This window comes from Sphaerisporangium album, from assembly GCF_003323745.1.
Classification (GTDB): Bacteria; Actinomycetota; Actinomycetes; order Streptosporangiales; family Streptosporangiaceae; genus Sphaerisporangium; species Sphaerisporangium album.
In genome coordinates this window covers 199,053-224,994 of sequence record NZ_QOIL01000002.1, presented here as the reverse complement: position 1 = coordinate 224,994, position 25,942 = coordinate 199,053, and the positions used below count along the sequence as shown (strand labels likewise).

Here is a 25,942-nt window from a genome sequence, read left to right as displayed (position 1 = left end):
ACGCCGACTGTGAACACATCGACCGCGAACACACCGACGCTCTCGGAGCTGGAGGCGCGCGCCGGCAAGGGGCAGCCCGTCTTCGGTGAGCACGCGCACATCCTGTGCGACAACCTCGTTCGCATCTACAAGACCGAGGGCGTCGAGGTCGTCGCCCTCCAGGGCCTCGACCTGCTGATCGACAAGGGTGAGCTGATCGCCATCGTCGGCGCCTCGGGGTCGGGCAAGTCCACGCTGCTCAACGTGCTGTCCGGGCTGGACGTGCCGACCGCCGGGCTCGCGCGCGTCGCCGGGACCGACCTGCTGTCCATGACCGCCAAGGACCGGCTGCGCTACCGGCGCCAGGTCGTGGGGTTCATCTGGCAGCAGACCGCGCGCAACCTGCTGCCGTACCTCACCGCCCGCGAGAACGTACGGCTGCCCGTCAAGCTGGCCGGCAACCGCGACCAGGCGGCCGACGCGGACGAGCTGCTGGAACTGCTCGGCGTGGCGAACTGCGCCGACCGCAGGCCCGGCCAGATGTCCGGCGGCGAGCAGCAGCGCGTCGCCATCGCCGTCGCGCTCGCCAACTCCCCGGAGGTCATCCTCGCCGACGAGCCGACCGGCGAGCTGGACAGCGAGAACTCCGAGCAGGTCTTCGCCGCGCTGCGCAGCGCCAACCGCGAGCTCGGCGTCACGGCCGTGGTCGTCACGCACGACCCGCTGGTGTCGGAGCAGGTGGACCGGACGGTCGGCATCCGCGACGGGCGTACGAGCAGCGAGACCCTGCGCCGCGAGGGCACCGACGGCGGGATCATCGCCGAAGAGTACGCCGTGCTCGACCGCGTGGGCCGCCTGCAGCTTCCCCGGGACTTCACCAGCGCGCTGAACATGGAACGCCGCGTCCGGCTGGAACTGGAGCGCGACCATATCGGGGTATGGCCGGACAAGCCACGGTCGTCGGAGGACGCGGAGTGAACGAGCACGAGACCGGCCCCCTGGAGGGGCCCGACGAACGCGGTATGACCGACGTGGCGGAGGACGCCGCCTTCGCGGGTGAGCCGCTGGTCGTGGTCGAGGGGCTTCGCAAGGTCTACCGGACCGGGCCCAAGGAGGTCGTGGCCCTGCGCGACGTCTCGTTCGCGGCGTACCCCGGGCAGCTGATCGCGATCAGGGGACGCTCGGGCTCGGGCAAGACCACCCTGCTCAACCAGATCGGCGGGCTGGACCGTCCCGACGCCGGACGGGTGCTCGTGGACGGGCGCGTGGTGACCGATCTGCCGGAGGCGGGGCTGCTGGAGCTGCGGCGCGACGTGATCGGGTTCATCTTCCAGTCGTTCGGGCTCATCCCCGTGCTCTCGGCGGCCGAGAACGTCGGCGTGCCCATGCGCCTCACCCGCACCCCCGTCGCCGAACGCGAGCAGCGCATCCGCATGCTCCTGGCCATGGTCGGGCTGGAGAAGCACGTCAACCAGCGCCCGTACGAGCTGTCGGGAGGTCAGCAGCAGCGCGTCGCGGTGGCGCGGGCGCTGGCCAACCGGCCCCGGCTGCTGATCGCCGACGAGCCGACCGGGCAGCTCGACTCGGGCACCGGCCGGCAGATCATGGAACTGATCCGGGCGGTCGTGCGCAGCGAGGGCGTCACAGCCCTGGTGGCCACCCACGACCCCAACCTGATCTCCCTGGCCGACACCGTCCTCGAACTCCACGACGGCACCCTCACCACCACCTCGGCGACCCCGGCCCCCGCTCCTGCCTAGCGCGCTGTCCACTCACGATCGCCGCGTCCCCTTCTCCCCCGCTCGCCTAACTCCTTCTCGTCTGGCGCCCGGGTGGAGGGAAGCGGTACGGCGAATCCGGCGCCGCCGTACGGTGGCTCGCCCGATGCACGTCGTGGAGAGCGCACCAGACAGTGCGTGCTACCGGGTAGCACCAGGTAGCACGGAGAGGTAGAGTCGTTAGGTGAGCACTCCTGAACCCGACGACTCCCACCAAATCTCCCAGCGCGACCTGCGCAACCGGTCAGCGGAGATCATGGACGGACTGGAACGCGGAGAGCGGTACGCCGTCACACGTAACGGCCACCACATCGGCGATCTGGTCCCCATCCGCCGTCGGCGCCGGGCCGTCTCGCGGGCCGAGTTCGCCGCCGTGTCCCGCGGCATGCCGCGCCTGGACGACCGGAAGTACCGCGAGGACATGGACCACCATGTCAATGACGACCTCTACGACCCTTACGATCGCGCCTACGGCAGAGGCGAGTTCGCAGAGGACGGGGAATGACCCCCACTCAAGGGTTGCTCGATACCAACATCCTCATCCTGCGCGCCGGAATCGACCCTGACGAGCTGCCCGACGAGATGATGATCAGTGCCATCACCACCGCAGAGCTGTCGGTCGGCGTGCTGGTGGCCACGGGGGCACACGAGCTCGCCCAGCGGATGAAGATCCTTCAGACCGCCGAGGCAGAGTTCGACCCCCTGCCCTTCGACGACACCGCCGCCCGCGAGTATGGCCAGTTGTGGACCGCCGTCATCTCCTCCGGCCGGAAACCCCGCCCCCGAACCGCGGACCTGATGATCGCCTGTGTGGCCATCGCGAACCGGCTTCCCCTTTACACCTGCAACCCCAAGGATTTCAAAGGCCTGGACCATATGCTCACCGTGGTCCCTGTCACACGGCCGCGATGAGGCAGCCGTGGAGGATGCCGGCCTCCGACAGGGGCGGGCACACCGGCTGAACGCCCAGGAGAATTGATCACTTGGGCGGATCGATTCCGTGCTCCGCGAGTCACCTGTCCCGCTGGACGGTCAGCGGCCCGTTCGGTTGGCGATGATCAGCTGGACCGTGCGCTCCAGGGCGTACGCGGGGTCGGTGCCGCCGCCCTTGACCTGCTCGTCGGCCACCGCGACGGCCTGCATGGCGCGGGCGATGCCCTCGGGCCCCCAGCCGTTGAGCTGGCGCGACACGCGGTCGACCTTCCACGGGGGCATGCCGACGTGGCTCGCCAGACGGCCGCCGCGCAGGCCGCGGGGCGCGCTGCCGACCTTGGCCAGCGACCGGACGCCACCGGCGAGCGCGCTGACGATCAGCACGGGCGCGACGCCCGTCGACAGCGCCCACCGGAGCTGTTCGAGGGCCTCGGCGAGCCGCCCCTCCAACGCGCTGTCGGCGACCGCGAAGCCGTTGACCTCCGCACGGCCCCGGTAGTAGCGGGCTACCGCCGCCTCGTCGACCGCCTTGCCCGGGGTGTCGAAGGCGAGCTGGCCGCACGCGGCCGCCAGCTCGCGAAGGTCGTTGCCCACGGCGTCCAGCAGCGCCTGGGCCGCGTCCGAGCCGATCGAACGGCCGGCGGCCCGCATCTCGCGCTTGATGAAGTCCAGCCGCTCACCCATCTTGGTCAGCTTGGAGACCGTCACGACCGCGGCCCCGGCCTTCTTGACGCCGTCCACCAGGGCCTTGCCCTTGACGCCGCCGGGATGCACCAGGACCACGACGGCGTCCTCGGATGGCGATTTGGTGTAGGCGACGACCTCGGCCACGACGTCCTTGCCGAGATCCTGCGCGGAGCGGAACACCACGACCGAGCGGTCACCGAACAGGGACGGGGACGTCAGGCGGGTCAGCTCGCCCGGCTCCACCTTGGCGCCGAACAGATCGTGCACCTTGGTCTCCGGATCGGACGCGCGCGCCGCCGCGATCACCTCGCTCACCGCGCGATCGGCGAGGAGTTCCTCGTCGCCGATCACGAGCGTCACAGGGGCTGGGTCGGTCGCCATGCGAGCAGCATGCCACGTCCACGCGCCCGGACGGCAATCCGTGCACCGGACAATCCCTTTGGCCCCGTTCTGCGCAGTTGTCACAGGAGGTTACTGGAAGTCAGATTGCAAGTAACCGGCAATCCAACTGCAGGTATGCTCGGGAAGTCTTAAGCCATGAGGACGAAACAGGAGGTGAAACCCACTATGACGAACTACCCGCGGCGCCACGACTGCCCCCGCTGCGGGGCGACTCTCGACGACGGCCCCATCCTCTTCCGCTGCGCCGAGTGCTGCCGTTCGGTCTACGCCGCCGACCTGGACACCGAGTTCCACGCCCGCCGCCCCGTCACCGCCACGCGCTGACGACGACCGACGGCCTCCGCACCGCCCTGAGGCCCGACCGCCCTGACGCCTATCTGGTTCGGGCGCGCACCACCCACCGCTCAGCGAACGTGACCGCCCCTGTCAGGCGGCGCGCGCCACTGTCGCTCGGCAGGCGTACAGCACACCGCTCGACGAACGCCGGCCGGTGATCCCACCACGGGCGCCCCGCGGACGAGGCGCTGATCTCACGCGCCCGGACGTCCCTGCGTGAAAGTTTCACCGGCGAGGAGGGTTGCCGACCCGCCTTCGCCTGCGGTTATGGACTTCGCAGGGCTTCCGGCCGACCGGTGCCCTTCTGAGACAGGCGGCGGATACCTACGATCCAAGGAATTGGTGGGAGCGCTCCCATTCCCCCGGACGGAGTATCACATGTCGCGAAAGAGGCCGTTGATCGCGGCCGTCATCATGGCGGCCGCCACTGCGGCAACAGGGGCGGTCGTCTTCAGCTCGTCCGCCGCCCAAGCCGCCGATTCCGCCTTCTACGTGGATCCGCAGACCAACGCCGCCAAGTGGGTTGCCGCCAACCCCGGCGACAGTCGCGCCGCCGTGATCAGAGACCGTATCGCCGCTGTCCCCCAGGGCCGATGGTACGCCAGCTACAACCCCACGACCGTGCGCGCCCAGGTCGACGCGTACGTCGGTGCGGCGGCGAGCGCCGGGAAGATCCCGATCGTGGTGGTCTATGACATGCCGAACCGTGACTGCGGCGGCGCGAGCGCGGGCGGCGCGCCCGACCACCCGTCCTACCGGGCCTGGATCGACCAGATCGCGGCCGGTCTCGGCGGCCGGCCGGCGACCATCATCCTTGAGCCGGACGCGCTGGCGATCATGACCAACTGCATGAACTCGTCCCAGCAGGCCGAGGTGAAGGCCTCCATGGCGTACGCCGGGAAGAAGTTCAAGGCGACGTCTTCCCAGGTCAAGGTGTACTTCGACATCGGCCACGACGCATGGCTCTCCGCGTCCGAGGCCGCGTCCCGGCTGAACGGCGCGGACGTCGCCAACAGCGCCGACGGCATCGCCGTCAACACCTCGAACTACCGCGCCACCCCCGGCCTGGTGTCGTACGCGAAGAGCGTCATCGCCGCGACCGGCGTGTCCAGGCTGCACGCGGTCATCGACACCAGCCGCAACGGCAACGGCCCGTCCGGCAGCGAGTGGTGCGACCCGGCGGGACGCGCGACCGGCTTCTGGAGCACGACGAACACCGGCGACGCGGCGATCGACGCGTACCTGTGGGTGAAGCCTCCGGGCGAGTCCGACGGCTGCATCGGCCCCGCCGGCCAGTTCGTCCCCCAGCGCGCCTACGACCTGGCCGTCGCCGCCCCGCCGCCCACCGGCGGCCCCAACCCGACCCCGACGCCCACTCCCACCCCGACTCCCACGCCGACCCCGACCCCCACCCCCACGCCTACACCGACGCCGACTCCCACACCGACCCCCACCGGTTCGGGCTGCACGGCGACCTACAAGGTGGTCAGCCAGTGGCAGGGCGGCTTCCAGGGCGAGGTCACCGTGAAGAACGTCGGCAGTGCCACCACGAACGGGTGGAGAGTCCAGTGGACCTTCCCCAGCGGCCAGACGATCTCTCAACTGTGGAACGGCACCCTGTCGGCCAGCGGCAGCAACATCACCGTCACCAACCTGAGCTGGAACGGCACCCTCGCCTCCAACGCGACGGCGACCTTCGGCTTCCTCGCCACCGCCCCCTCAACGAACACGAACCCGGCATCCCTCACCTGCACCTCTTCCTGACCGATCACCTGCACCTCTTCCCGACCCACCGCCGCTGACCCCACCGGCTACATCCAAGGCAAGGCACCGCTCGGGGATATCACCCCCGGGCGGGCCGCGACCGCGCGGATGTAGCCGGTGGGATCGGCCCGTCCCTTGAAAGCCGGCCCTGGAGCCCGAATCACCCCGATCCCTAGGGCGGCCCCGACGATCGGGGGACGACGAACAGGTGGTCCTTGTCGGAGATGACGGCCAGGTCGCCTTGGGTGTCGGTGCGGTAGACGCGGATGCCCAGGGCGCGTAGGCGGGTGAGCGTGAGAGGGGCGGGGTGGCCGTAGTCGTTGTCCTTTCCTACGCTGATCAGGGCGGCGCCGGCTCCGGGGGCTGCCAGGAAGGACGGGTCCTGCCTCGCGGAGCCGTGGTGGGGGACCTTGATTATCTGAGCGCTCGGGATGCCCTGCCGTAGCAGCGCGTCCTGGGCTTCGGTCTCGACGTCACCGCAGAGCAGGGCGGAGCCGGCGGCCCAGCGGGCGTGCAGGACGACGCTGGCGTTGTTGGCCATCGATCCCTCCCCCGGGCCTGCCGAGACCGCCCCATCCGACGGGCCGAGGACGGTCAGCGCGACCGGGCCGAGGCTCCACGTCATGCCCGGAGAGGCGACCCATTCGGGTACGCGTCGGCCTCGCAGGTCGGCGGAGACCCGTGCGCTTTCCTGGCGTGGCCGCTCCCCCGGGCTGACCAGCACGGCGCCCACCTTGCGTCCTCGGAACACCCCGTCGAGCCCGCCGACGTGATCGAAGTGGGGATGCGTGAGGATCAGCAACGGCACCTGCTCGACGCCTAGGTCCCGAAGACATCTGTCCACGAGCGCCGGGTCCGGTCCTGTGTCGATCACGATCGCCCGCGCCGCCCCCGCGGCGAGGACGAGCGCGTCCCCCTGGCCGACGTCGCAGGACACGAGCAACCACCCCTTGGGCGGCCACGAGGCCACGACGGGGCGCACCACCAGCGCGGCGACCAGCACACCGGCCGCGACGGCCACCACCACCAGACGCCACGCCGCGCGCCGGAGAACGAACCAGCACGTCAGAGCCGCGACGACGAGCAGGAGCAGGCCTATCGCCCCCCCGGGCCACGACACGGTCGCCGCGGGGAGGCCGGCGGCCTGGCGTGCCACCAGGATGATCCAGCCCACGGCGTACCCGGCGGGCCGGACCAACCAGCTCGCCGCCTCGTCGCTGACCGGTGCCACCACCGCGGCGGCGAAGCCCAGGACCGTCGCCGGCGGCACGGCCGGACCGGCGAGGAGGTTGGCCGGGACCGCCACCGGCTCGAGCGCGCCGGACATCAGGACGAGCAACGGCGTCACCGCCGCCTGGGCCGCGCACGGCACGGCTATCGCCTCGGCGGCCATGAAGGGAATCCGCCGGGCCATACGGTCACGCCAGCGTGGAGCCAGCACGAGGATGCCCCCGGTGGCGAACACCGACAGCGCGAAGCCGTACTCTCGCGCCAGTCCGGGGTCGAAGAGGATCAGCGCGAGCACCGTCGCGGAGAGAGCCGCCAGGCCGTCCCGCGATCGCCCCGTTCCGAGTGCCACGGCCGCCACCGAGCCCATGACCAAGGCGCGCAGGACGCTCGGCGAGGGCCGGGCGACCACGGCGAAGCACAGCATGCCGATGATCGCGAGGGCGGCCCTGCCGGCGAGCGGCAGCCCGGCCACCCTGCCCAGCGCGATCACCGCCCCGGCGATGACCGCCAGGTTCGCCCCCGAGACGGCCGTCAGGTGGCTCAGTCCCGCTGTGGTGAGGTCGCGTTTCACCTGCTCGTCCATGAGCGAGAGGTCGCCGACCACCAAGCCCGGAAGCAGCCCGCGTTCGGCCGGTGGGAGTACGCCCGCCGCCTGTCTCAGCCCCGCGCGCAGGCCGGCCGCGAGGCGCTGAGGTGTGGACGGCCCGCTCAGGACCTTCGGCGTGGTCGCCGCCAGGAGCACGGCGGTCGTGAGGGTGCCCGGCTCGGCCGGGCCGAGCCTGCCCTGGACTCGGACGCGCTGGCTCGGTAGAAGCGTGCTCCATCCCGGCCCGTTGGCGAACATGACGATGGGGGCCTTCGTCCTGAACCTCGCCCCGGAAGCGTCCTCCAGTACTTCGACCGAGCCCTCCACGATCACCCGATCACGCCGGACCGTCCCCCGGTGACCGGGCAGGATCTTCGGATCGTCGGTGATCGCGACCTCCACCGTCACCGGCGCGCGTCTGCCGGCGAGTTCGGCCACCGGTCCAGTGGCGACCGCATGGACGCGCACCCCCACGGCCCCCGCCGCCGCGACGACACACCCCAGAACGGCAACTGCCGTATTGCCCCACCCCCGACAGCCACCAGCCCGGTCGGACTCCCCCCTCCCGGCCGCGGTGAGGGCCTGGTTGAGCTTGGCGGACCGCAGGATTCGGGCGATTCGGTGCCGGAGTGCGATCACGGCCATGGCCGTCGCGGCGCAGAGCGCCGTGATCAGGCTCGTACGCGCGGAGCAGGTGAGGAGGGAAAGCGATGTGGCCCAGACGGCGAGGGCCGGCGCCGCCAGTCGCAGGTCACCGATCCGGCGCGCTCCGGTTTCCTGCTCCGAGGCCGCGGAAGGATGCGGCACCTTCCCGGTCTGAGCGGAGTCCATACCTGGGCGCCGACCTGGCGTTACGGGAGAAGGAGCGCGGCTCATACGCGGACCCTGTCGCGTAGGCCTGCGAATTTTCTTTCGCCTATGCCCGTCACCTCGCGCAGTTGGGCCACGGTGCGGAAGCCGGCGTGGGACTGGCGGTACTCCACGATGCGGGCGGCGAGGACTTCACCGACGCCGGGGAGGGTTTCCAGTTGGCTTGGAGTGGCGGCGTTGAGGTCGAGTACCTCGGCCGGAGTCTCGGAGCCCGGGATCGGAACCGGAGCCGTCACGACCGTGGCGCCGCGCGGAGCACCGACGACGATCTGCTCGCCGTCGATGACCTTCCGGGCCAGGTTGAGCTGCCCCGCCTCGCCGGACTTGGCGCCCCCGGCCGCCTTGACCGCGTCGGCGACCCGCGAGCCACTCGGGAGCATCACGACGCCGGGCCTCCTGACCTTCCCGGTGACATGGACGATGACCTGTGCGGTGGGTTGCGGCGTGGCGAGCGGGCCAGGCGGAGCGGGTGCTCCCGGCGGGACGGGTGCTGTGGTTCCCGCCGGGAGACCTGATCCAGCGGCGAGGTCTGATCTATTCGTGGAGACGGTGGAACCGGCGACGGGGAGCGGCGGGATCACCGGCTCGGCGGACGGGCGTGAGCGCCATGCGTAGATACCGCCGACGAGCGCTGCCAGCAACCCCAGAGCCGCCAGCACCCGCAGGCCCGGACGGCCCGGATCGAGCAGCGGCGCGCACTGGGCCAGCGCGTCGCTCACCCGGATGCGCAAGGACCGGAATGGCAGCGGCTCAGAACGCAGGCGACTTGATGGGGCATGATTTCCCGGGGTCGCCGGGTCACTCGGATCTCCCGAGCTCTCCTCGCTCCTCCCGGCCCATCCGCCGTCTTCCGAGACGGCATCGTCATGGCCTGGCCACAGGTCTGCTCGACGTATGCGGACGTATTCGCCCGCCCCGGCCAGGTTCGTGGCGGGTGCGCCGGATGGGTGTCCCATGTCCTCCCCCGCAGGTGATGGATGGTCTGCACTGGCATGCGGACGTGGTCGCCATGGCCGGTCGAGAGGGGTCAGCGCGCGGAGCCGGGTCTCACCGGATTCGCGTTCGGAGGGCCTGCCGGCTGTTCGCACGAGCGGGACGTTATGCGGGCGGACAGGTGGCCCGACGCGCCGAACGCCATTCTGTGGATAACCGAATCGGCCTGCACAGCGCTGGGACGGCGGCCGGTGGGCTGATGGTTGGGACAGCGCCAGAGGGATGGGGGTAGTCGGCGCGAGGCCGGGCATACCTTGACACTTCACCTGAGACTTGATGACAGCGGTTGAGAAGTGCCAATACCTCGCTTTTGGCTACTCAGCGTGCATAACACCCGTTTGGCGGACGTCCGGCTTCTATCCCCGGGCTATCTGTATCGCGTTGATCCATTCGGAAGGCGGCATGTCCGGGGAGCGGCGTCTGGGGGCTCTGGGGGGGCGGGCGTTGGGGTGAGTGGTGGGGGCGTCAGGGGTACTAGGGGGCGGGTCCGGCGGACCAGGGGTGATCGCATTCCGCGATATGCCTGGGTAGGGGCGGGAAACGAGCGTCCCTGCCGGCTTCGTCGCGTACGAGGCGGCGCGGGGTCAGAGCCCCTTTCCGCACGGGGATGGAAACCCCTTTCTATTCACGCCCTATCTGCCGCACGTTCGCCGCCGAGGGACCGGCACGTCCGGGAGACATGCGGTGGGGCGCTCAGGTCAGTGGGCCCGGGGTGCGGAACCGGGCTCGGACTGGGCGTCAAGGGGCATCTCCGGCAAGGAAGGGGTGATCGTGACCCCCAGCATGCCGGGGCCGGCGTGGACGCCGACGACCGCGCCGACCTGGGCCACACGGAGCCTCACCAGGCCGGGAATGCGCTCGGCGAGGTGCTCCGCGAGCGTCGCCGCGCGGCCGGGCGCGACGAGGTGGTGCACCGCGACGTCGACCGGCGCGTCGCCCGCCGCCCGTACGGCGAGCTCCTCCAGCCGGGCGATCGCCCGCCCGGACGTCCGTACCTTCTCCAGGGGCACGATCGTCCCGTCGGAGATGTGCAGCAGCGGTTTGACGGAGAGCGCGGACCCGAGCAGCCCGGCCGCCGACCCGAGGCGCCCGCTGCGCCGCAGGTGTTCGAGCGTGTCCACGTAGAAGAAGGTTTTCGTCGCCTGGGCGCAGGCGCGCGCGGCGGCGGCGACCTCCGTACGCCGGGCTCCCCGGCGCGCGGCGTCCACGGCGGCCAGCACAGGGAAGCCGAGGCCCATCGCGAGAGACCCGCTGTCCACGATCTCGACGGGGATGACGGACTCCCGCGCGGCGATGCGCGCCGAGTCGGCCGTGCCGGACATCTTCCCGGAAAGGTGGACGGACACCACGTCCGTGGCCCCGCGCGCGGCGGCGCGTTCGTAGGCGTCCATGAAGCGCTGCGGGGATGGGCCGGAGGTGGAAACCGGCGACCACGCCCGCAGGGCCTTGGCGACCGCCTCGGCGTCGATCTGGACGACATCGTCCAGGGTGCGCCCGCCGACGACGACCTGGAGGGGAACCACGGTGATCCCGAGCCGCTCGGTCTCCGCCGGGTCGAGGTAGGCGGTGGAATCGGTGACCACGGCGACCGCATGCGACATGAGCGAAGGGTACCCGGCAGTGTCACGCCTGAGCCGGGGCTGCGCGTCGGCGCCGATCGGAGACGAGCACTGCGTCGGAGGGGGAGGCGATCCTCCCGTTGTCGTGCTTGAAGACCTTGCTACTGGACGGGGGTGCCGCCGCGCCAGACGCGGCGGGGCTTCAGGCCGAAGCCCCAGGCGAAGGCGCCCTCGTGGTCGGCGTCCCACTGGACGATGTCGGCCAGGCGGCCCGGGGCGAGGACGCCGCGGTCCGGAGCGCCGAGGACGGTGGCGCCGCCGAGGGTGGCGGCCCGGAGGGCGTCGCCGACGCTGATGCCGAACGCGGCGACCGCGAGGCTGATGACCAGCGACATCGAGGTGATGCCGCAGTGGCCGGGGTTGTGGTCGCTGCCGAGGGCGACCGTGACGCCCTGGGCGAGCATGCGGCGGACCGGCGGCAGGTTGCCCTGCTGGAGGGCCGTACCGGGGCAGACCACCGCGGGGACGCCGTACCGCCCGAGCAGGGCGATGTCCTCGTCGGAGGTGTTGTAGAGCAGGTCGGCCGAGGCGCAGCCGAGCTCGGCGGCGAGCTGGACGGCGCCGCGCCGCTTGTGGGCGCCGGCGTGGATGCGCGGCAGCAGGCCGACGTTGCGGCCCGAGGCGAGCACCCAGCGGGCCTCGTCCGTGGTGAAGTGACCTTCGTCGCAGTAGACGTCGACGCTGTCGGCGCCGGCCGCCGCGGCGTCGGCGCACCAGGAGCCGACGGCCTCGACGTAGTCGCGCTGGCGGCCGAAGTACTCCGGCGGGACGACGTGGGCGGCGAGGAACGTGACGTGCACCCGCGGCATCATCGGCTCTTTCTCGAGCTCGCGGAGCAGCCGCACGTCGGCCAGCTCGCCGTCGCGGGTGAGGTGGTAGCCGGTCTTGGCCTCGACGGTCGTGGTGCCGCCCAGCAGCCAGTCGCGCAGGCGCTCGCGGACGCCGTTGCACAACGTCCACGGGTCGGTGCCGCGGGTGACCGTGACGGTGGAGCCGATGCCGCCGCCCGCCGCGGTGATGGCGCTCACCGTGGAACCGCCGGAGCGCATGGCCAGCTCGGCGTAGCGGTTGCCCGCGTACACCGGATGCGTGTGCGCGTCGATGAGGCCCGGCGTCACGAGCGAGCCGCCGAGGTTCTCGACATGGTCGACGTCGACGATGTCGTCGACGACACCGGGGACGCTCTGCGGCAGGTCGGCCGCCCGGCCGACCCAGGCGATCCGGTCGTTGTGCACGAGGATCGCGGCGTTGCTGCAGACGTCGTTGCCGGTCCAGAGCCTGCCGATGTTGGTGAGGAGCCGCACCGTCATGGCATCACCACCCGGTTTTTGGCCACCGGAGACGACTCCGGGGCGGCCGTGGGAGCGTCCGGGAACGCGAACCGGGCCCAGCGCGTGCTGGGCGCCACGCCCGCCGGGTCCGTTCCGTTTCCGGACGTCATTGGGGGGTCTCCTGATCTCATCCGCACGAGGTGTGCGATGACGGTACCGTCCGGATCATGGCCGGGCGATTTCAGTTCAGTTACGTTATTTCACAGGTCGGCTCGCTGTACAGGCTTATTGAGAAGAACGCCGGTTCGTCATCGCCTGCGTCAGGTCGGCGACCTTGACAGCCCCGCGGTCGATATCTGCTCAACGGTCACGCCTGGTGTCGACCTAGCCTCTGCTGCACCAGCAGTCACACGCGTCATCATGCGAAACCAACGCCAGAATGTCTCGTCAGGGTTTCCATATCGTAGCAATATTCAAGCCTCGCGGGCCACAGCGGTTTTCCTGCACCGATGCGAGGTTTTCCCTGGAAGATGGGCGTTTCGCCACACTTTGCCCTGATCGTCCGGATCTAGACCAAATGTGCCGTGTGTCCGGTAGATGAAATGATCTTGGGTGTACTCAGTGTAGCCTCTCCAGAGAACACCGTCTTGCTCGTCGCATGGGTTGGCCCGGGAGCTGTCTTGACCGTCCAGGAGAATACCAGCAGGCATCACATCGAGCGCCTGCTGCGTGACAACGAAGACGGCATCCTCGATCGCTGGGTGCAGATCTCCAACGAGCCGCTCCTCGGCCGCGTGAACGAGAGCGAGACCCGCAGGGAGCTGCACGAGATCTACCGCGTCCTCCTGCAGTCGCTCAGCCGGCCCGAGGCCGCCTCCGAGCTGCGCGGCCTGCTCGCCGAGCTCTCCCGCAACCGCGCGCGCCAGGGCTTCACCCCGAGCGAGACCGCCGTCTCGGTGTACGGCCTGAAGGAGGCCGTCTACGAGCTGATCGGCGCAGAGCAGGAGGGGGACGAACAGGCCCTGCGCGGCTTCATCTGGCTCTCCCGCACCATCGACGGCCTCGGCCTCTACACCTTCGAGGCCTACTCCGCCGCCCGCGACAAGATCATCAGCGACCAGACCGAGCAGCTCCTGGAGCTGTCGACGCCGGTGGTCAAGCTGTGGGAGGGCATCGTCTCCGTCCCCCTGGTGGGCACGCTCGACTCGGCCCGCACCCAGGTCGTCATGGAGAAACTGCTCCAGACGCTGGTCGACACCGGCTCCGAGTACGCGGTGATCGACATCACCGGCGTGCCCGCCGTCGACACCCAGGTCGCCCAGCACCTCCTCAAGACCGTCATGGCCGCGCGCCTGATGGGCGCCCACTGCGTCATCTCCGGCATCCGCCCGCAGATCGCCCACACCATCGTCACACTGGGCATCGAGTTCGGCGACATCGTGACGAAGGCCACGCTCGCCGACGCCCTCGCCTACGCCCTCAGGAAGAGCGGGGTGGAGGTCGTGAACAAGAGGCGGACGCGCCTGGCCATCCGGGCGGAGGAGGCGTGATGGACCGCGTTCCCATCCTGAAGATCAGTGACATCCTCCTCGTCTCCATTCAGGGCGATCTGGACGACCACGCGGTCCTGACCCTTCAGGAGGATCTCGCGGACCGCGTCGTCGCGACGGGCGCCCTCGGCGTCATCATCGACATCACGGCCGTCGAGATCGTCGACTCCTTCGTCGGGCGCATGCTGTCCACGATCGCCGGCATGGCCCGCATGCTCGACGCCGAGACGATCGTCGTCGGCATGCGCCCCGCGGTGGCGATCACCCTCGTCGAGCTGGGACTGTCCCTGGGTGGACTACGGACGGCGCTCGACCTGGAGAAGGGCATCGCCCTCCTGAGCCGGCCCGGCCCGGAGCCCGCGGTGACGGACGACATGTCGCCGGTGGGACAGTGAGCCAACCCCCTCGCGTCGTCGCCCCCGCCGAGGAGCTGACGATCGCGTCCAACGACGAGGTCGTGATCGTCCGCCAGAAGGTCCGCGCGACGGCGATCGAGCTGGGCTTCTCTCTCGTCGACCAGACGAAGGTCGTCACGGCCGCCAGCGAGCTGGCGAGGAACACGCTGGTCCACGCCGGAGGCGGGCACGCGCGCATCGAGGTGCTCGACAACGGCCATCGCCGAGGGCTTCGCCTGACCTTCGCCGACAACGGCCCGGGAATCCCCGACCTGCAGCTCGCCCTCACAGACGGGTGGAGCAGCGGGGGCGGCCTGGGTCTGGGACTGAGCGGTAGCCGCCGCCTGGTCGACGAGTTCGAGCTCGATTCCGAGCCCGGCCGGGGCACGGTCGTGACGGTGACGAAATGGACCCGCTGAGTCCCGAACGTCAGGACTCCTGGCTGAGGCTGGAAGACGCGAGCGCGATCGGCTCCGCGCGCAGGATCGCCGCCGCGCTCGCCCGCGACAGAGGCTTCGACGACGAGCACGTCGGACAGGTCGCGGTGGCGGTGAGCGAGGCCGCCTCGAACCTCGTCAAGCACGCCCGGGTCGGCACGATGCTGATCCGCGCGCATCCCTCCGCGCAGAGGACGATCGAGGTCATGGCCATCGACAGCGGCCCGGGCATGGCCGACACGATCGGGCCCATCCGCGACGGCTACTCCACCGCCGGCACACTGGGCATCGGCCTGGGCGCGATCACCCGGCTCGCGAACTCCTACGACATACACTCCGTGCCCGGCCGCGGCACCGTGCTCAGCATGAGCTTCACGGCGCGCGGGGTCTCCGTGCCCGAGCCGGGGGCGTGCGGCCTGTCCAGGCCGGTGGGCGAGGAGGTGATCAGCGGCGACTCCTTCGCCTTCAAGGAGACCGGCCGGTCGGTCATGGCGATCGTGTGCGACGGGCTCGGTCATGGCGTCGCCGCCGCCGAGGCATCCCGTGAGGCCGTCCGCGTGTTCCGCGAGAACCCGGGCCAGGAGCCCGCCGCCATCGTGGAACGCGTGCACCGGGCGCTGGGGGCGACGCGGGGTGGGGCCGTGGCGGTCGCCCACATCGACCGGGAGGCCCGCTGTGTCAAGTACGCGGGCGTGGGTAATGTCTCGGGATGGATCGTAACCCCGGAAGTCCGGCAGGGCCTGATGTCCGTACCAGGCATCGCCGGACACAACGCCCGGCGCTTCAAGGATTTGCGGTACGAGCTTCCCCCTCACGCCGTGGTCGTCATGCACTCCGACGGACTCACCGAGCGCTGGGATCTCAGCTCCTATCCCGGCCTGCTGCGGCACACCTCCCACGTCATCGCCGGGACGCTGTTCCGCGACTCGGCGATCCGGCGTGACGACGCCTGCGTCCTCGTCGTGCGGACCGAGCAGTGATCCGCGAGCTGCTCACCGTCGTGATCGAGGACGACCACGACGTCTTCACCGTGCGTCAGATGGGACGCGAGGTGGCGGAGGCGGTCGGCCTTGACGAACTGGACCGCATCCGGGTGGGCACCGCGCTCAGCGAGGTCGGCAGGGAGATCGTCGGAGGCGCGCGGCGCGCCGAGATCGGCTTCCTGGTGGACGACGCGACCGGGCTCGTGCTGCGGATCACCTACACCGCCGGTCCTCACGCGGTCGCGCCCGCGGGCGTGGACCTCGCGTCCCGGCTGATGGACAGAGTTGATCATGACGACGCACAACGCCGCATAACCATGGTGAAGAAGGTGCCGGGTTCCCGAGATCTGACGGAGGCGACGATCGGTGGCATCAGAGCCAAGCTGGTAGAGCTGGCACCGGCCGGGGTACTGGAGGAACTGCGCCAGCAGAACCGCGAGCTGGCCGAGGCCCTGGAGGACTCCCGCCGGCAGCGCGAGCAACTGCTGCGCCTGAACGCCGAGCTGGAGGAGACCAATCAGGGCGTCCTCGCCCTCTACAACCAGCTCTCCGAGGAGCTGGAGGAGACCAACCGCGGCGTGGTGGCGCTGTACGCCGAGCTGGACGAGAAGTCCGCGCAGCTCCGGGAGGCGAGCGAGGCCAGAAACCGCTTCTGGGCGACGATCAGCCACGAGCTGCGCACTCCCCTGAACTCGATCATCGGCCTGACGCGGCTGCTGCTGGGCCCGGGCGGCGAGGAACTGAGCGAGGAGCAGCATCTTCAGGTCGAGCTGATCGGCAACTCCGCGCAGACGCTGCTCGCCCTGGTGGCCGAGCTGCTCGACATGGCCAAGGCCGAGTCCGGCCGGCTGACCTCGCAGCCGTCCGTCGTGGACGTCCCCGCGCTGGCGGACCGCCTGCGCATGACGCTACGCCCGACGACGGGCACCGACCGCGTGCGCCTCACCGTCGACGTGGCCCGGGCGCCGGAGACGCTGCTGACCGACGAAGTCCTGCTCTCGCGGGTGCTGCGCAACCTGCTGTCTAACGCGCTGAAGTTCACCGAGCAGGGGGAGGTGAGGCTCACGGCGCACACCGAGGACGCCGAGGTGGTGTTCGTGGTCGCCGACACCGGCGTCGGGATCCCCGAGGAGCACCAGCAGCACGTGTTCGAGGAGTTCTTCCAGATCCCCGGGGCGATCCAGACCCGCGCCCGGGGCACCGGCCTCGGCCTGCCGTACGCGCGCAGGCTGACGGAGGTGCTGGGCGGCACGCTGCAGCTCGCCAGCGTGCCGGGCGAGGGCACGACGGTCACGGTACGGCTGCCGGCGCTCTCGCGGATGGACTCGCGGCAGGCGGGTTAGCGCCCTGCGATCCGAGGCACACGGGGCCGCCGCGACCGGCCCGTACGTCGGCCGCCGGGGCGGGTGCTACAAAGAGGGACGATGACTGAGAAACCCGCGACCATCCTGGTGGTGGACGACACCCCCACCAAGCGCTACATCCTCGGCAGCTGGCTGCGCAGGGCAGGGCACGAGGTGGTCGAGGCGACCTGTGGCGAGGAGGCGCTGAGCCTGGTGCGGGGAATCTCCCCCGACCTGGTGATCCTCGACGTGCGCCTGCCCGACATCGACGGGTACGAGGTGTGCGAGCGCATCAAGTCCGACCCGGTCACCACGGCGATCCCGGTCATCCAGATCTCGGCGCACGCCATCGCGGTGTCGGACCGCGCGCACGGCCTCTACCAGGGCGCCGACGCCTACATGGCCGAGCCGATCGAGCCCGAGGAGTTCATCGCGACCGTCCAGGCGGCCCTGCGGTACTACAGGGCACGCCAGCGGGCCGAGCGCCTGGCCGCGCGGCTTCGCGAGCTGACCGACGTCACCCTGGCCATCAGCGCGAGCACGACGTTCGACAAGCTCATGCGCGTGGCGGTGGACGGCGCCTCGCGGATCCTCGACCGGCGCTGCGGGGCCCTGGCGATCGGCCTGGACGGCGGCATGCGGCGGTACGCGGCGATCGCCCCGGACGGACCGGCGAAGGGCCGGAGCGCCCCGCAGGAAAGCCTGAACAAGCTGACCGCTCACGCGCTCGGCGAGGCCCAGGGGACGGCGGAGTTCCGGCTGCGGCCTGAGGAGTGGCTGGAGATCATCCCGGACGCCGACATCCGGGTGGCCGTCTCGGCGGTCGCCTCGCGCACGAGGATCGGCCGCCCGCCGGTGTTCCTCGCGGCGGAGGACGCCGAGCCGCTGGACTCCGACGAGCTGAACATCCTCAAGCAGCTCGGCCAGGCGCTCGCCCTCGCCGTGGACGCCCTGCGCGCCTACGCCGAGGAGCACACGATCGCGCTGACCCTCCAGCGCAGCTTCCTCCAGTCCCATCTGCCGCCCACGCCGGGCCTGGAGGTGGGCACGCGGTACCGGCCGGCGATCGACAACGTGGAGGTCGGCGGCGACTTCTACGAGGTCATGCGACTCGGCGAACGCGTGCTGGTGGGCATCGGCGACGTGCAGGGGCACTCACTGCACGCGGCGACGGTGATGGCCGAGCTGCGCCATGCTTTGCGCGCGTTCGTGGTCGAGGAGCACGACCTCGGCCGCATCATGGGACGGCTGAACGAGGTGCTGCGCCGCTACCACCCCACCATGACGGCGACGGTGTGCCTGCTGCTGATCGACACGGAGAACGGCGCCGTCGAGCTGGCCAACGCCGGGCACATCCCGCCGATCATCGTGGCGGACGGCAAGGCGGACTACCACACCTGGGGCAACCTGTTGCTCGGCGCCGCCCCCGAGGTGTACCGGGTGGACCGGCTGGAGCTCCCCGAGAACGGCGCGCTGCTGATGTTCACCGACGGTCTCATCGAGGACCGGGACGTCCCGCTGGACCAGAGTCTCGAGGTCGTTCGCGGGATCGCCGAGTCCTTCGACCGGGATCTGGAGATGTTCTGCGACCGGCTGATCGACCACTTCGGGGCCCGGGAGGACGACGTGGCCGTCGTCGCCCTCCGGCGGACCGTGCGATGGGACGCCCCGAGACCGGTCTAGACGGTCTCGACGGGCTTGGCCGTGCGGTCGAGCTCGTGGAACAGCCCGGCCGGGACGCGGGCCCGCAGGATCGTGCCGTCGGCGGTGTGGTCGATCGACAGCACCTCGCCCTCCTTGTGCGCCCGGGAGACCAGGTCCCCGCGGTCGTACGGCACGAGCATGTGGACCTCGTGGTCGAGGCGCGGCAGCTCCCGCTCGATCACGTCGAGCAGCTCGTCGATGCCGGCCCCGGTGCGGGCGGACACGACGACGCTGTGCCGCTCGCGGGTGGCCAGCCTGGCGAGCACCACCGGGTCGGCGGCGTCGGCCTTGTTGACCACCACGATCTCGGGGATGTCCCGGACGCCGTCGAGGTCGGCCAGGACCTCGCGGACGGCGGCGAGCTGCGACTCCGGATCGGGGTGCGAGCCGTCCACGACGTGCAGGATCAGATCGGCGTCGCCGACCTCCTCCAGCGTGGACCTGAACGCCTCGACGAGCTGGTGCGGCAGGTGCCGGACGAACCCGACGGTGTCGGCGAGCGTGAACAGCCTGCCGTCGGGCGTGCGGGCCTGGCGCACGGTCGGGTCGAGGGTGGCGAACAGCGCGTCCTCGACCAGGACCCCCGCGCCCGTGAGCCGGTTGAGCAGGGACGACTTGCCCGCGTTGGTGTACCCGGCGATGGCCACCGAGGGCACCTCGCGCCGCGTCCTGCGCGACCGCATGGTCTCGCGGGCCGTCGACATGCCGCCGATCTGCCGGCGCAGCTTGGCCATGCGCTCGCGGATGCGGCGCCGGTCCAGCTCGATCTTCGTCTCACCGGGGCCGCGGCCGCCGATGCCCACGCCGCCCGCGGCGCGTCCGCCGACCTGGCGCGACAGGTTGCCACCCCAGCCGCGCAGGCGCGGGAGCAGGTAGCTGAGCTGTGCCAGCTCGACCTGCGCCTTGCCCTCGCGGCTCTTGGCGTGCTGGGCGAAGATGTCGAGGATCAGGGCCGTGCGGTCGATGACCTTGACCTTGACCACCTCTTCGAGCTGGCGCAGCTGGCCGGGGGTCAGCTCGCCGTCGCAGATCACGGTGTCGGCGCCGGTGGAGGCCACGATGTCGCGCAGCTCCACGGCCTTGCCGGATCCGATGTAGGTGGCGGAGTCGGGGCGCTGGCGCCTCTGGATGAGGCCCTCCAGAACCTGGGACCCGGCCGTCTCGGCGAGGAGCTTCAGCTCCTGCAGGGAGTTCTCCGCGTCGACGACGGTACCGCCGGTCCACACCCCGACCAGGACCACCCGCTCCAGGCGGAGCTGGCGGTATTCGACTTCGGTGACGTCCTCGAGCTCGGTCGACAGTCCGGCGACCCGCCGGAGCGCCTGCCTCTCTTCGAGCTCGTAGTCGCCGGCGGCGAGGTCTTCGTAGGACTCGTTGTACATATACGTCTTCTCTGTGGTTATGGTCGCGCTCCTCGGCGCTCGTGGGGCTCACCGTTACGCACAGTTCAACACGGGGACCCCGGTGTTGTCTTCCCCTCCGATCGTGCCACGATGACCACGGGGATTCACCTGGTTATCGGCAGCGATCTACCACAAACCAGGGCTTTCTGGGGCAACCCCGAACGTGGCTCGCCCCAAGGCCGTCCGCAGGCGTTGTTCAGGCCTTGAGCACCTTGGCGTCGCCCGAGCCCGTGCGCACGATGATCCGGCGCGGGGACGCGGCGTCGTTGGGGAGCTCCAGCGTGTGGGAGCCCGACCCGGTGTCGAGGGTCACGTGGTAGCTCTCCTGCGGCACGTGGACGACGCCGTCGCCGGAGCCGGTGTCCACCTCGACGTTCCGCGGCGCGGTGGCGAAGCGCAGCTCGACGTCGCCCGAACCGGTCTCGGCCACGGCGCGGCCGCCGCCGAGGTCGCGGGCGTCGATGACGCCCGAGCCCGTCCTGGCCTGGAGCTCACCGGTCAGGGAGCGCAGGGTGATGTCGCCCGAGCCCGTCTCCAGCCGGACGTCGAGACCGCGCGGAATCTCGATCTTGTAGTCGACGTCGCACCCCCAGTCGCCCTCGCACTTGTGCTCCAGCCGGAGGGTGCCGCCGCTGACCGGATGCGAGGTGGCCGGCTTGGTGCTCTTCCAGTGCAGGGTCTCGGTCACGTGCACGCCGGAGCGCCGCGACTCGGTCACCACGATGGCACCCGAGTCGCTGTCCACGCGCAGCACGCCGACGTCGCCGGTCACGTCGTACGCCTGCTCGGCCTGCTTGGTCGGGCCGGCGATGTTCCCCAGGCCGCAGCCGGTGAGCAGCAGTCCCGCGCCGAGCACGGCCCCGGCGGCGAGCACGTACGGCGCCCGCCGGCGCGACCCGCGCGCGGGGGCGTTCACGGAGGGGCGGGGGGACCCGGCGGGCCCGGAGGACAACGTCTTCGTCATGGTTCAAGAGTGGCCGCCCGCGTGGCCGCCTCCCATCGGGGAAGGCCCCGAGAGAGCCCTTAGTGATCCCTCAGGGGCACCCCGCGTTGACCCCTGAGACGGCGTTCGAGTAGCGTCGATTCCATAATTCAGAAGTATTTTTCCGCATCACGGAAATGTGTGAGAGGACGGCCATGGACGGCGTTGAGATCACCGGCCCTCGGCTGGACCGCTTCGACGAGATCCTCACCCCCGAGGCCCTCACGTTCGTGGCCACCCTGCAACGCGAGTTCGACGGCAGGCGGCGCGAGCTGCTGGACGCCCGGCAGGCCCGCCAGGCGGAGCTGTCCGCCGGCGGCACCCTGGACTTCCTCCCGGAGACCGAGGCCGTCCGCGAGGACGACACCTGGCGCGTCGCGCCCCCCGCACCCGGCCTCGTCGACCGCCGCGTCGAGATCACCGGCCCCGTCGACCGCAAGATGACCATCAACGCGCTCAACTCGGGCGCCAAGGTCTGGCTCGCCGACTTCGAGGACGCCAACTCCCCGCTGTGGGAGAACGTCGTGAACGGCCAGCTCAACCTGCGCGACGCGCTCGACCGCACGATCGACTTCGAGTCCGGCGGCAAGCGGTACGCGCTGCGGCCCGACGACGAGCTCGCCACCGTCGTGGTGCGCCCCCGGGGCTGGCACCTCACCGAGAAGCACGTGCTCGTGGACGGCGAGCCGTTCTCGGCCTCGATCTTCGACTTCGGCCTCTACTTCTTCCACTGCGCCCGGCGGCAGATCGACAAGGGCCGGGGGCCGTACTTCTACCTGCCCAAGATGGAGTCCCACCTGGAGGCCCGCCTCTGGAACGACGTGTTCGTCCGCGCCCAGGAGCTGCTCGGGGTGCCGCACGGCACGATCAGGGCGACCGTGCTCATCGAGACCTACCCGGCCGCGTTCGAGATGGACGAGATCCTCTACGAGCTGCGCGACCACTCGGCGGGCCTCAACGCGGGCCGCTGGGACTACCTGTTCAGCGTGATCAAGAAGTTCCGCACCCGGGGCCGGGAGTTCCTGCTGCCCGAGCGCAACGCGGTGACGATGACCGCCCCCTTCATGCGCGCCTACACCGAACTGCTGGTGCGCACCTGCCACCGGCGCGGGGCGCACGCGATCGGCGGCATGGCGGCCTTCATCCCTTCGCGCCGCGACCCCGAGGTCAACAAGGTCGCGCTGGAGAAGGTGCGGGCGGACAAGACACGCGAGTCGGGCGACGGCTTCGACGGCTCGTGGGTGGCCCACCCCGACCTGGTGCCGATCTGCCGGGAGGTGTTCGACTCCGTCCTCGGCGAGGAGCCCAACCAGCTCGGCCGGCTCCGCGAGGACGTCTCGGTGTCGGCGGGCGACCTGCTCTCGGTGTCCAAGACGCCCGGCGACATCACCGAGACGGGCCTGCGCAACAACGTGGACGTCGCGCTGCGCTACCTGGCGGCGTGGATGGGCGGCAGCGGCGCGGTGGGCATCCACAACCTCATGGAGGACGCCGCCACGGCCGAGATCTCCCGGTCGCAGATCTGGCAGTGGATCCACAACGGCATCGAGCTCGCCGACTCCGGCGAGGTCGTGACCCGCGAGATGGTCGAGCGGGTCATCGCCGAGGAGCTCGGCAGGATCCGCGAGGAGCCCGGCTTCGACGCGACCCTGTACGGGCAGGCCGCCGAGCTGTTCAAGGAGGTCGCGCTGGACGACGACTTCGCCGAGTTCCTCACCCTTCCGGCCTACGCCCGCATGCCATGACCCCCGCCCCGGCCGATCTGTCCGGCCTGTCCGGCCGTTTCCTGGCGATGCTCGGCCCGCACGGGGTGATCACCGACCCGGTGCGGCTGCGCACGTACGAGTGCGACGGGCTGACCTACCACCGGGCGACCCCGGCCGTCGTCGTGCTGCCGGAGACGGCCGAGCAGGTCGCGGCCGTGGTCCGGGCGTGCCACGAGACCGGCACGCCGTTCGTCGCGCGGGGCTCCGGCACCGGCCTGTCGGGCGGGGCCCTGCCGCGCAGCGACGGCGTGCTGATCGTCACCTCGCGCATGCGCCGCATCCTGGAGATCGACGTCGAGAACCGGCGCGCCGTCGTGGAGCCGGGGGTGACCAACCTGGCGATCACCGAGGCGGCCCGCCCGTACGGCTACTACTACGCGCCCGACCCCTCCAGTCAGCAGATCTGCTCGATCGGGGGCAACGTCGCCGAGAACTCCGGCGGCGCGCACTGCCTGAAGTACGGGTTCACGGTCAACCACGTCCTGGCCGTCGAGCTGGTGACCCCGGAGGGCGAGATCGTCCTGCTGGACGCCATGGACCCCGGGTACGACCTGCTCGGCGCCTTCATCGGCTCGGAGGGCACGCTCGGCATCGCGACGAAGATCACGGTGCGGCTGTCGCGCGAGCCCGAGACGGTGACGACGCTGCTCGCCGCCTTCCCGGACGTCGAGACCGGCGGCGTGGCGGTGTCGGCGATCATCGGCGCGGGCATCGTCCCCGCGGCGATCGAGATGATGGACGCGCTGGCCATCGAGGCCGCCGAGGCCGCGGTGCGCTGCGACTACCCGCCCGGGGCGGGGGCCGTGCTGATCGTCGAGCTGGACGGGCCGCACGCCGAGGTCGCGCACGAGTTCGCCCGGGTCGACGCCATCTGCCGGGAAAGCGGGGCGTTCGCGGTGCGCGTCGCCGACGACCCGGCGCGGCGGGCGGCGATCTGGAAGGGCCGCAGGTCGGCGTTCGCGGCCGTCGGGCGCATCAGCCCCGCCTACCTCGTGCAGGACGGCGTGGTGCCGAGGACGGCGCTGCCGGCCGTGCTGGCGGGCATCGAGCGGCTGTCGGCCCGGTACGGCATCCGCGTGGCCAACGTCTTCCACGCCGGGGACGGCAACCTGCACCCGCTCGTGCTGTTCGACGACGCGGAGGAGGGGGCGGGCGAGCGGGCCGAGCTGGTGTCCGGCGAGATCCTCGACCTGTGCCTGGAGCACGGCGGGTCGATCACCGGGGAGCACGGGGTGGGCGTGGATAAATCGCGATATATGCCGAAAATGTTCACGGCGGAGGACCTGGACACCATGCAGCTCGTGCGCTGCGCCTTCGACCCCCGCAACCTGTCCAACCCCGGCAAGATCTTCCCCACGCCCCGGCTGTGCGGCGAGGTCCCCGGGGTGCGCAAGGGCGTCCATCCCCTGGTGGCGTCCGGAGAGGCGGACCTGTTCTGATGCCCTGCCTTCTCCCCCCGGCCGCATGCCCCCTCGTCCGAGGCCGCCCGGACGCCTCCGGACCGCGACCGGGTGCCGACTCCCTGCCCCAAGGGTGTGGATCATGACCCCCGGTGAGGCCCTCGCCGCCACCGGCGTGGACGCCCGCGCGGCCGGTCCCGGGGACGCGGTCGCCGGGGTGACGCCCCGCTGGGTCGCCCTGCCCGAGTCCACCGGCGAGGTCGCCCTGGTCATGCGGGCGGCGGCCGAGCACGGGCTCGCCGTGGTCCCCGCGGGCGGCGGCACCAAGCTGTCCTGGGGGTACGCCCCCACGCGCTGCGACCTGCTCCTCGACACCCGCCGGATGAACCGCGTCCTGGAACACGAGGCCGGTGACCTGGTCGTCCGCGTCCAGGCGGGCGTCACGGCCGCCGCCCTCGCCTCCGCGCTCGGCGAGGCCGGGCAGCAGCTCGCCCTCGACGTCATGGCGGAAGAGGCCACCGTCGGCGGCGTGCTGGCCACGGCCGCCGCCGGGCCGCGCCGCCTGCGCCACGGCACCCCGCGCGACCTGCTGATCGGGATCACCGTCGTGCTCGCCGACGGCACGATCGCCCGGTCGGGCGGCAAGGTGGTGAAGAACGTCGCCGGGTACGACCTCGGCAAGCTGTTCACCGGCTCCCTGGGCACGCTCGGAGTGATCACCGAGGCCACGTTCCGGCTCCACCCGCTGCCCGCGTCCCGCGCGTGGGTCACGGCCACGTCCCCGGACCCGCGCGTCCTCACGGCCGTCGCCACGCTGGCGGGCTCGCAGCTCGAACCGAGCGCGCTGGAGCTCGACCGGCCCGGCACGCACGGCCCGCTGACCGTGGCCGCGCTCTTCGAGGGCGTCGCCGCCGCCGAACGGGCCAAGGCCGCCGCCGAGCTGCTCGGAGACGGGTCGGCGATCTCGTCCGGCCCTCCGGCCTGGTGGGCACGGCTTCCGGGCGAGCGGCCCGCGCCGGACCCGGCGGAACTCCTGCAGGAGACGCCCGGCGGCCATCCCACGGAGGACGGCCCCGGCCCGCGCCTCACAGAGTCCTCTCCTGGCGACCGCTCCCTGGAGGAGCGCGTCCCGCAGGGCGGAGGGTTCCTGCTGGAACTGCGCGTCCCGCCCGCCTTCGCCGGACGGGCGCTCGCGGCCGTCGCGTGGGCGAGCGACGACGCGGGCGGTCCCCCCGTCCACGTCCGCGGGTCGGCCGCCTCGTGCGTCCTGCACCTCGCCGTGCCCGTGGACACGCCGCCCGGCGCGGCGGAGATCTTCGTCACGTCCCTGCGTTCCGAGGTGGCCGGGGACGGCGGCAGACTGGTGGTGTGGACCGCACCCCCGGAGGCGGCCGCCCGGCTCGACCGCTTCGGTCCCGTGGGAGCCGCCACGCTGATGCGGCGCGTGAAGGAGCGTTTCGACCCCGAGGGGCGCATGTCTCCCGGACGGCTCGCCGGCGCCCCGCCGGCGGGCTCGGGCACGTGAGGAGCG

General features: G+C 71.2%; 22 protein-coding genes. 15 read left to right on the top strand and 7 right to left on the bottom strand.

Annotation, left to right across the window (positions count from 1 at the left end; genetic code table 11):
- The first annotated feature begins 9 nt into the window (after positions 1 to 9).
- From DQ384_RS03630 to DQ384_RS03615, 4 genes are all read left to right on the top strand, one after another.
- On the top strand, positions 10 to 957 hold the full coding sequence (locus tag DQ384_RS03630) for an ABC transporter ATP-binding protein (protein ID WP_114027233.1): 948 nt from the start codon (positions 10 to 12) through the stop codon (positions 955 to 957).
- Positions 954 to 1,739: an ABC transporter ATP-binding protein gene (locus DQ384_RS03625; RefSeq protein ID WP_245966231.1), complete on the top strand. Its 786-nt coding sequence runs from the start codon at positions 954 to 956 to the stop codon at positions 1,737 to 1,739. The genes DQ384_RS03630 and DQ384_RS03625 overlap by 4 nt, the downstream gene beginning before the upstream one ends.
- A gap of 202 nt (positions 1,740 to 1,941) precedes the next feature.
- Positions 1,942 to 2,262, top strand: a complete 321-nt coding sequence (locus tag DQ384_RS03620) for a type II toxin-antitoxin system Phd/YefM family antitoxin (protein WP_114027232.1) — start codon at positions 1,942 to 1,944, stop codon at positions 2,260 to 2,262.
- Positions 2,259 to 2,669, top strand: coding sequence for a type II toxin-antitoxin system VapC family toxin (locus DQ384_RS03615; RefSeq protein WP_114027231.1), 411 nt, complete (start codon positions 2,259 to 2,261; stop codon positions 2,667 to 2,669). Before DQ384_RS03620 ends, DQ384_RS03615 begins: the two co-directional genes overlap by 4 nt.
- Before the next feature lie 120 nt (positions 2,670 to 2,789).
- On the opposite strand, the gene holA is transcribed toward DQ384_RS03615, so the two are convergent.
- The gene (gene holA / locus DQ384_RS03610; RefSeq protein ID WP_114027230.1) at positions 2,790 to 3,758 is read right to left on the bottom strand and encodes a DNA polymerase III subunit delta; all 969 of its coding nucleotides are present in this window, start codon (positions 3,756 to 3,758) and stop codon (positions 2,790 to 2,792) included.
- Positions 3,759 to 3,944: 186 nt separating this feature from the next.
- Here holA and DQ384_RS40925 point away from each other — a divergent pair, with 186 nt between their 5' ends.
- Positions 3,945 to 4,103 (top strand): hypothetical protein, encoded by a 159-nt coding sequence (locus DQ384_RS40925; RefSeq protein WP_181871000.1) that lies wholly within the window; start codon positions 3,945 to 3,947, stop codon positions 4,101 to 4,103.
- A gap of 390 nt (positions 4,104 to 4,493) precedes the next feature.
- The gene (locus DQ384_RS03605) at positions 4,494 to 5,879 is read left to right on the top strand and encodes a glycoside hydrolase family 6 protein (RefSeq protein ID WP_114027229.1); all 1,386 of its coding nucleotides are present in this window, start codon (positions 4,494 to 4,496) and stop codon (positions 5,877 to 5,879) included.
- A gap of 172 nt (positions 5,880 to 6,051) precedes the next feature.
- On the opposite strand, the gene DQ384_RS03600 is transcribed toward DQ384_RS03605, so the two are convergent.
- The 4 genes from DQ384_RS03600 to DQ384_RS03585 form a co-directional block, all read right to left on the bottom strand.
- Complete coding sequence (locus DQ384_RS03600; RefSeq protein ID WP_245966230.1) at positions 6,052 to 8,133, bottom strand: ComEC/Rec2 family competence protein; 2,082 nt, start codon at positions 8,131 to 8,133, stop codon at positions 6,052 to 6,054.
- A 434-nt stretch (positions 8,134 to 8,567) separates the two neighbouring features.
- A complete protein-coding gene (locus DQ384_RS40920; RefSeq protein WP_181870999.1) occupies positions 8,568 to 9,296 on the bottom strand; it encodes a ComEA family DNA-binding protein in 729 nt (242 codons plus the stop codon).
- A 960-nt stretch (positions 9,297 to 10,256) separates the two neighbouring features.
- The gene (locus DQ384_RS03590; RefSeq protein WP_114027226.1) at positions 10,257 to 11,159 is read right to left on the bottom strand and encodes a DegV family protein; all 903 of its coding nucleotides are present in this window, start codon (positions 11,157 to 11,159) and stop codon (positions 10,257 to 10,259) included.
- 119 nt (positions 11,160 to 11,278) lie between these two features.
- Positions 11,279 to 12,487 carry an amidohydrolase family protein gene (locus DQ384_RS03585; RefSeq protein ID WP_114027225.1) on the bottom strand — a complete coding sequence of 403 codons (1,209 nt, stop codon included), beginning with the start codon at positions 12,485 to 12,487 and terminating at the stop codon, positions 11,279 to 11,281.
- Positions 12,488 to 13,128: 641 nt separating this feature from the next.
- Here DQ384_RS03585 and DQ384_RS03580 point away from each other — a divergent pair.
- The 6 genes from DQ384_RS03580 (at position 13,129) to DQ384_RS03555 (ending at position 18,839) form a co-directional block, all read left to right on the top strand.
- Positions 13,129 to 13,998, top strand: a complete 870-nt coding sequence (locus DQ384_RS03580; protein WP_245966229.1) for an STAS domain-containing protein — start codon at positions 13,129 to 13,131, stop codon at positions 13,996 to 13,998.
- On the top strand, positions 13,998 to 14,393 hold the full coding sequence (locus tag DQ384_RS03575; RefSeq protein WP_220182762.1) for an STAS domain-containing protein: 396 nt from the start codon (positions 13,998 to 14,000) through the stop codon (positions 14,391 to 14,393). The genes DQ384_RS03580 and DQ384_RS03575 overlap by 1 nt, the downstream gene beginning before the upstream one ends.
- A complete protein-coding gene (locus DQ384_RS03570; RefSeq protein ID WP_181870998.1) occupies positions 14,390 to 14,812 on the top strand; it encodes an anti-sigma regulatory factor in 423 nt (140 codons plus the stop codon). Before DQ384_RS03575 ends, DQ384_RS03570 begins: the two co-directional genes overlap by 4 nt.
- Positions 14,800 to 15,810 (top strand): ATP-binding protein, encoded by a 1,011-nt coding sequence (locus DQ384_RS03565; RefSeq protein WP_114027222.1) that lies wholly within the window; start codon positions 14,800 to 14,802, stop codon positions 15,808 to 15,810. The genes DQ384_RS03570 and DQ384_RS03565 overlap by 13 nt, the downstream gene beginning before the upstream one ends.
- Complete coding sequence (locus DQ384_RS03560; protein ID WP_114027221.1) at positions 15,807 to 17,156, top strand: sensor histidine kinase; 1,350 nt, start codon at positions 15,807 to 15,809, stop codon at positions 17,154 to 17,156. Before DQ384_RS03565 ends, DQ384_RS03560 begins: the two co-directional genes overlap by 4 nt.
- Before the next feature lie 81 nt (positions 17,157 to 17,237).
- A complete protein-coding gene (locus DQ384_RS03555; RefSeq protein ID WP_114027220.1) occupies positions 17,238 to 18,839 on the top strand; it encodes a fused response regulator/phosphatase in 1,602 nt (533 codons plus the stop codon).
- Here the strand turns inward: DQ384_RS03555 and hflX are convergent.
- Positions 18,836 to 20,242, bottom strand: coding sequence for a GTPase HflX (gene hflX / locus DQ384_RS03550; protein ID WP_114027219.1), 1,407 nt, complete (start codon positions 20,240 to 20,242; stop codon positions 18,836 to 18,838). The two genes, DQ384_RS03555 and hflX, sit on opposite strands and share 4 nt — an antisense overlap.
- Before the next feature lie 217 nt (positions 20,243 to 20,459).
- Complete coding sequence (locus DQ384_RS03545) at positions 20,460 to 21,227, bottom strand: DUF4097 family beta strand repeat-containing protein (RefSeq protein ID WP_114027218.1); 768 nt, start codon at positions 21,225 to 21,227, stop codon at positions 20,460 to 20,462.
- 173 nt (positions 21,228 to 21,400) lie between these two features.
- Between DQ384_RS03545 and aceB the strand changes: the two genes are divergently transcribed.
- The 3 genes from aceB to DQ384_RS03530 all read left to right on the top strand — a co-directional run bounded on the left by aceB (position 21,401) and on the right by DQ384_RS03530 (position 25,936).
- Entirely contained in the window at positions 21,401 to 22,990 is a 1,590-nt protein-coding gene (gene aceB, locus DQ384_RS03540) for a malate synthase A (protein WP_181870997.1), read from the top strand.
- Positions 22,987 to 24,450: an FAD-linked oxidase C-terminal domain-containing protein gene (locus DQ384_RS03535; protein ID WP_114027216.1), complete on the top strand. Its 1,464-nt coding sequence runs from the start codon at positions 22,987 to 22,989 to the stop codon at positions 24,448 to 24,450. Before aceB ends, DQ384_RS03535 begins: the two co-directional genes overlap by 4 nt.
- A 103-nt stretch (positions 24,451 to 24,553) precedes the next feature.
- Positions 24,554 to 25,936 (top strand): FAD-binding oxidoreductase, encoded by a 1,383-nt coding sequence (locus tag DQ384_RS03530; RefSeq protein ID WP_114027487.1) that lies wholly within the window; start codon positions 24,554 to 24,556, stop codon positions 25,934 to 25,936.
- Positions 25,937 to 25,942: the final 6 nt, after the last annotated feature.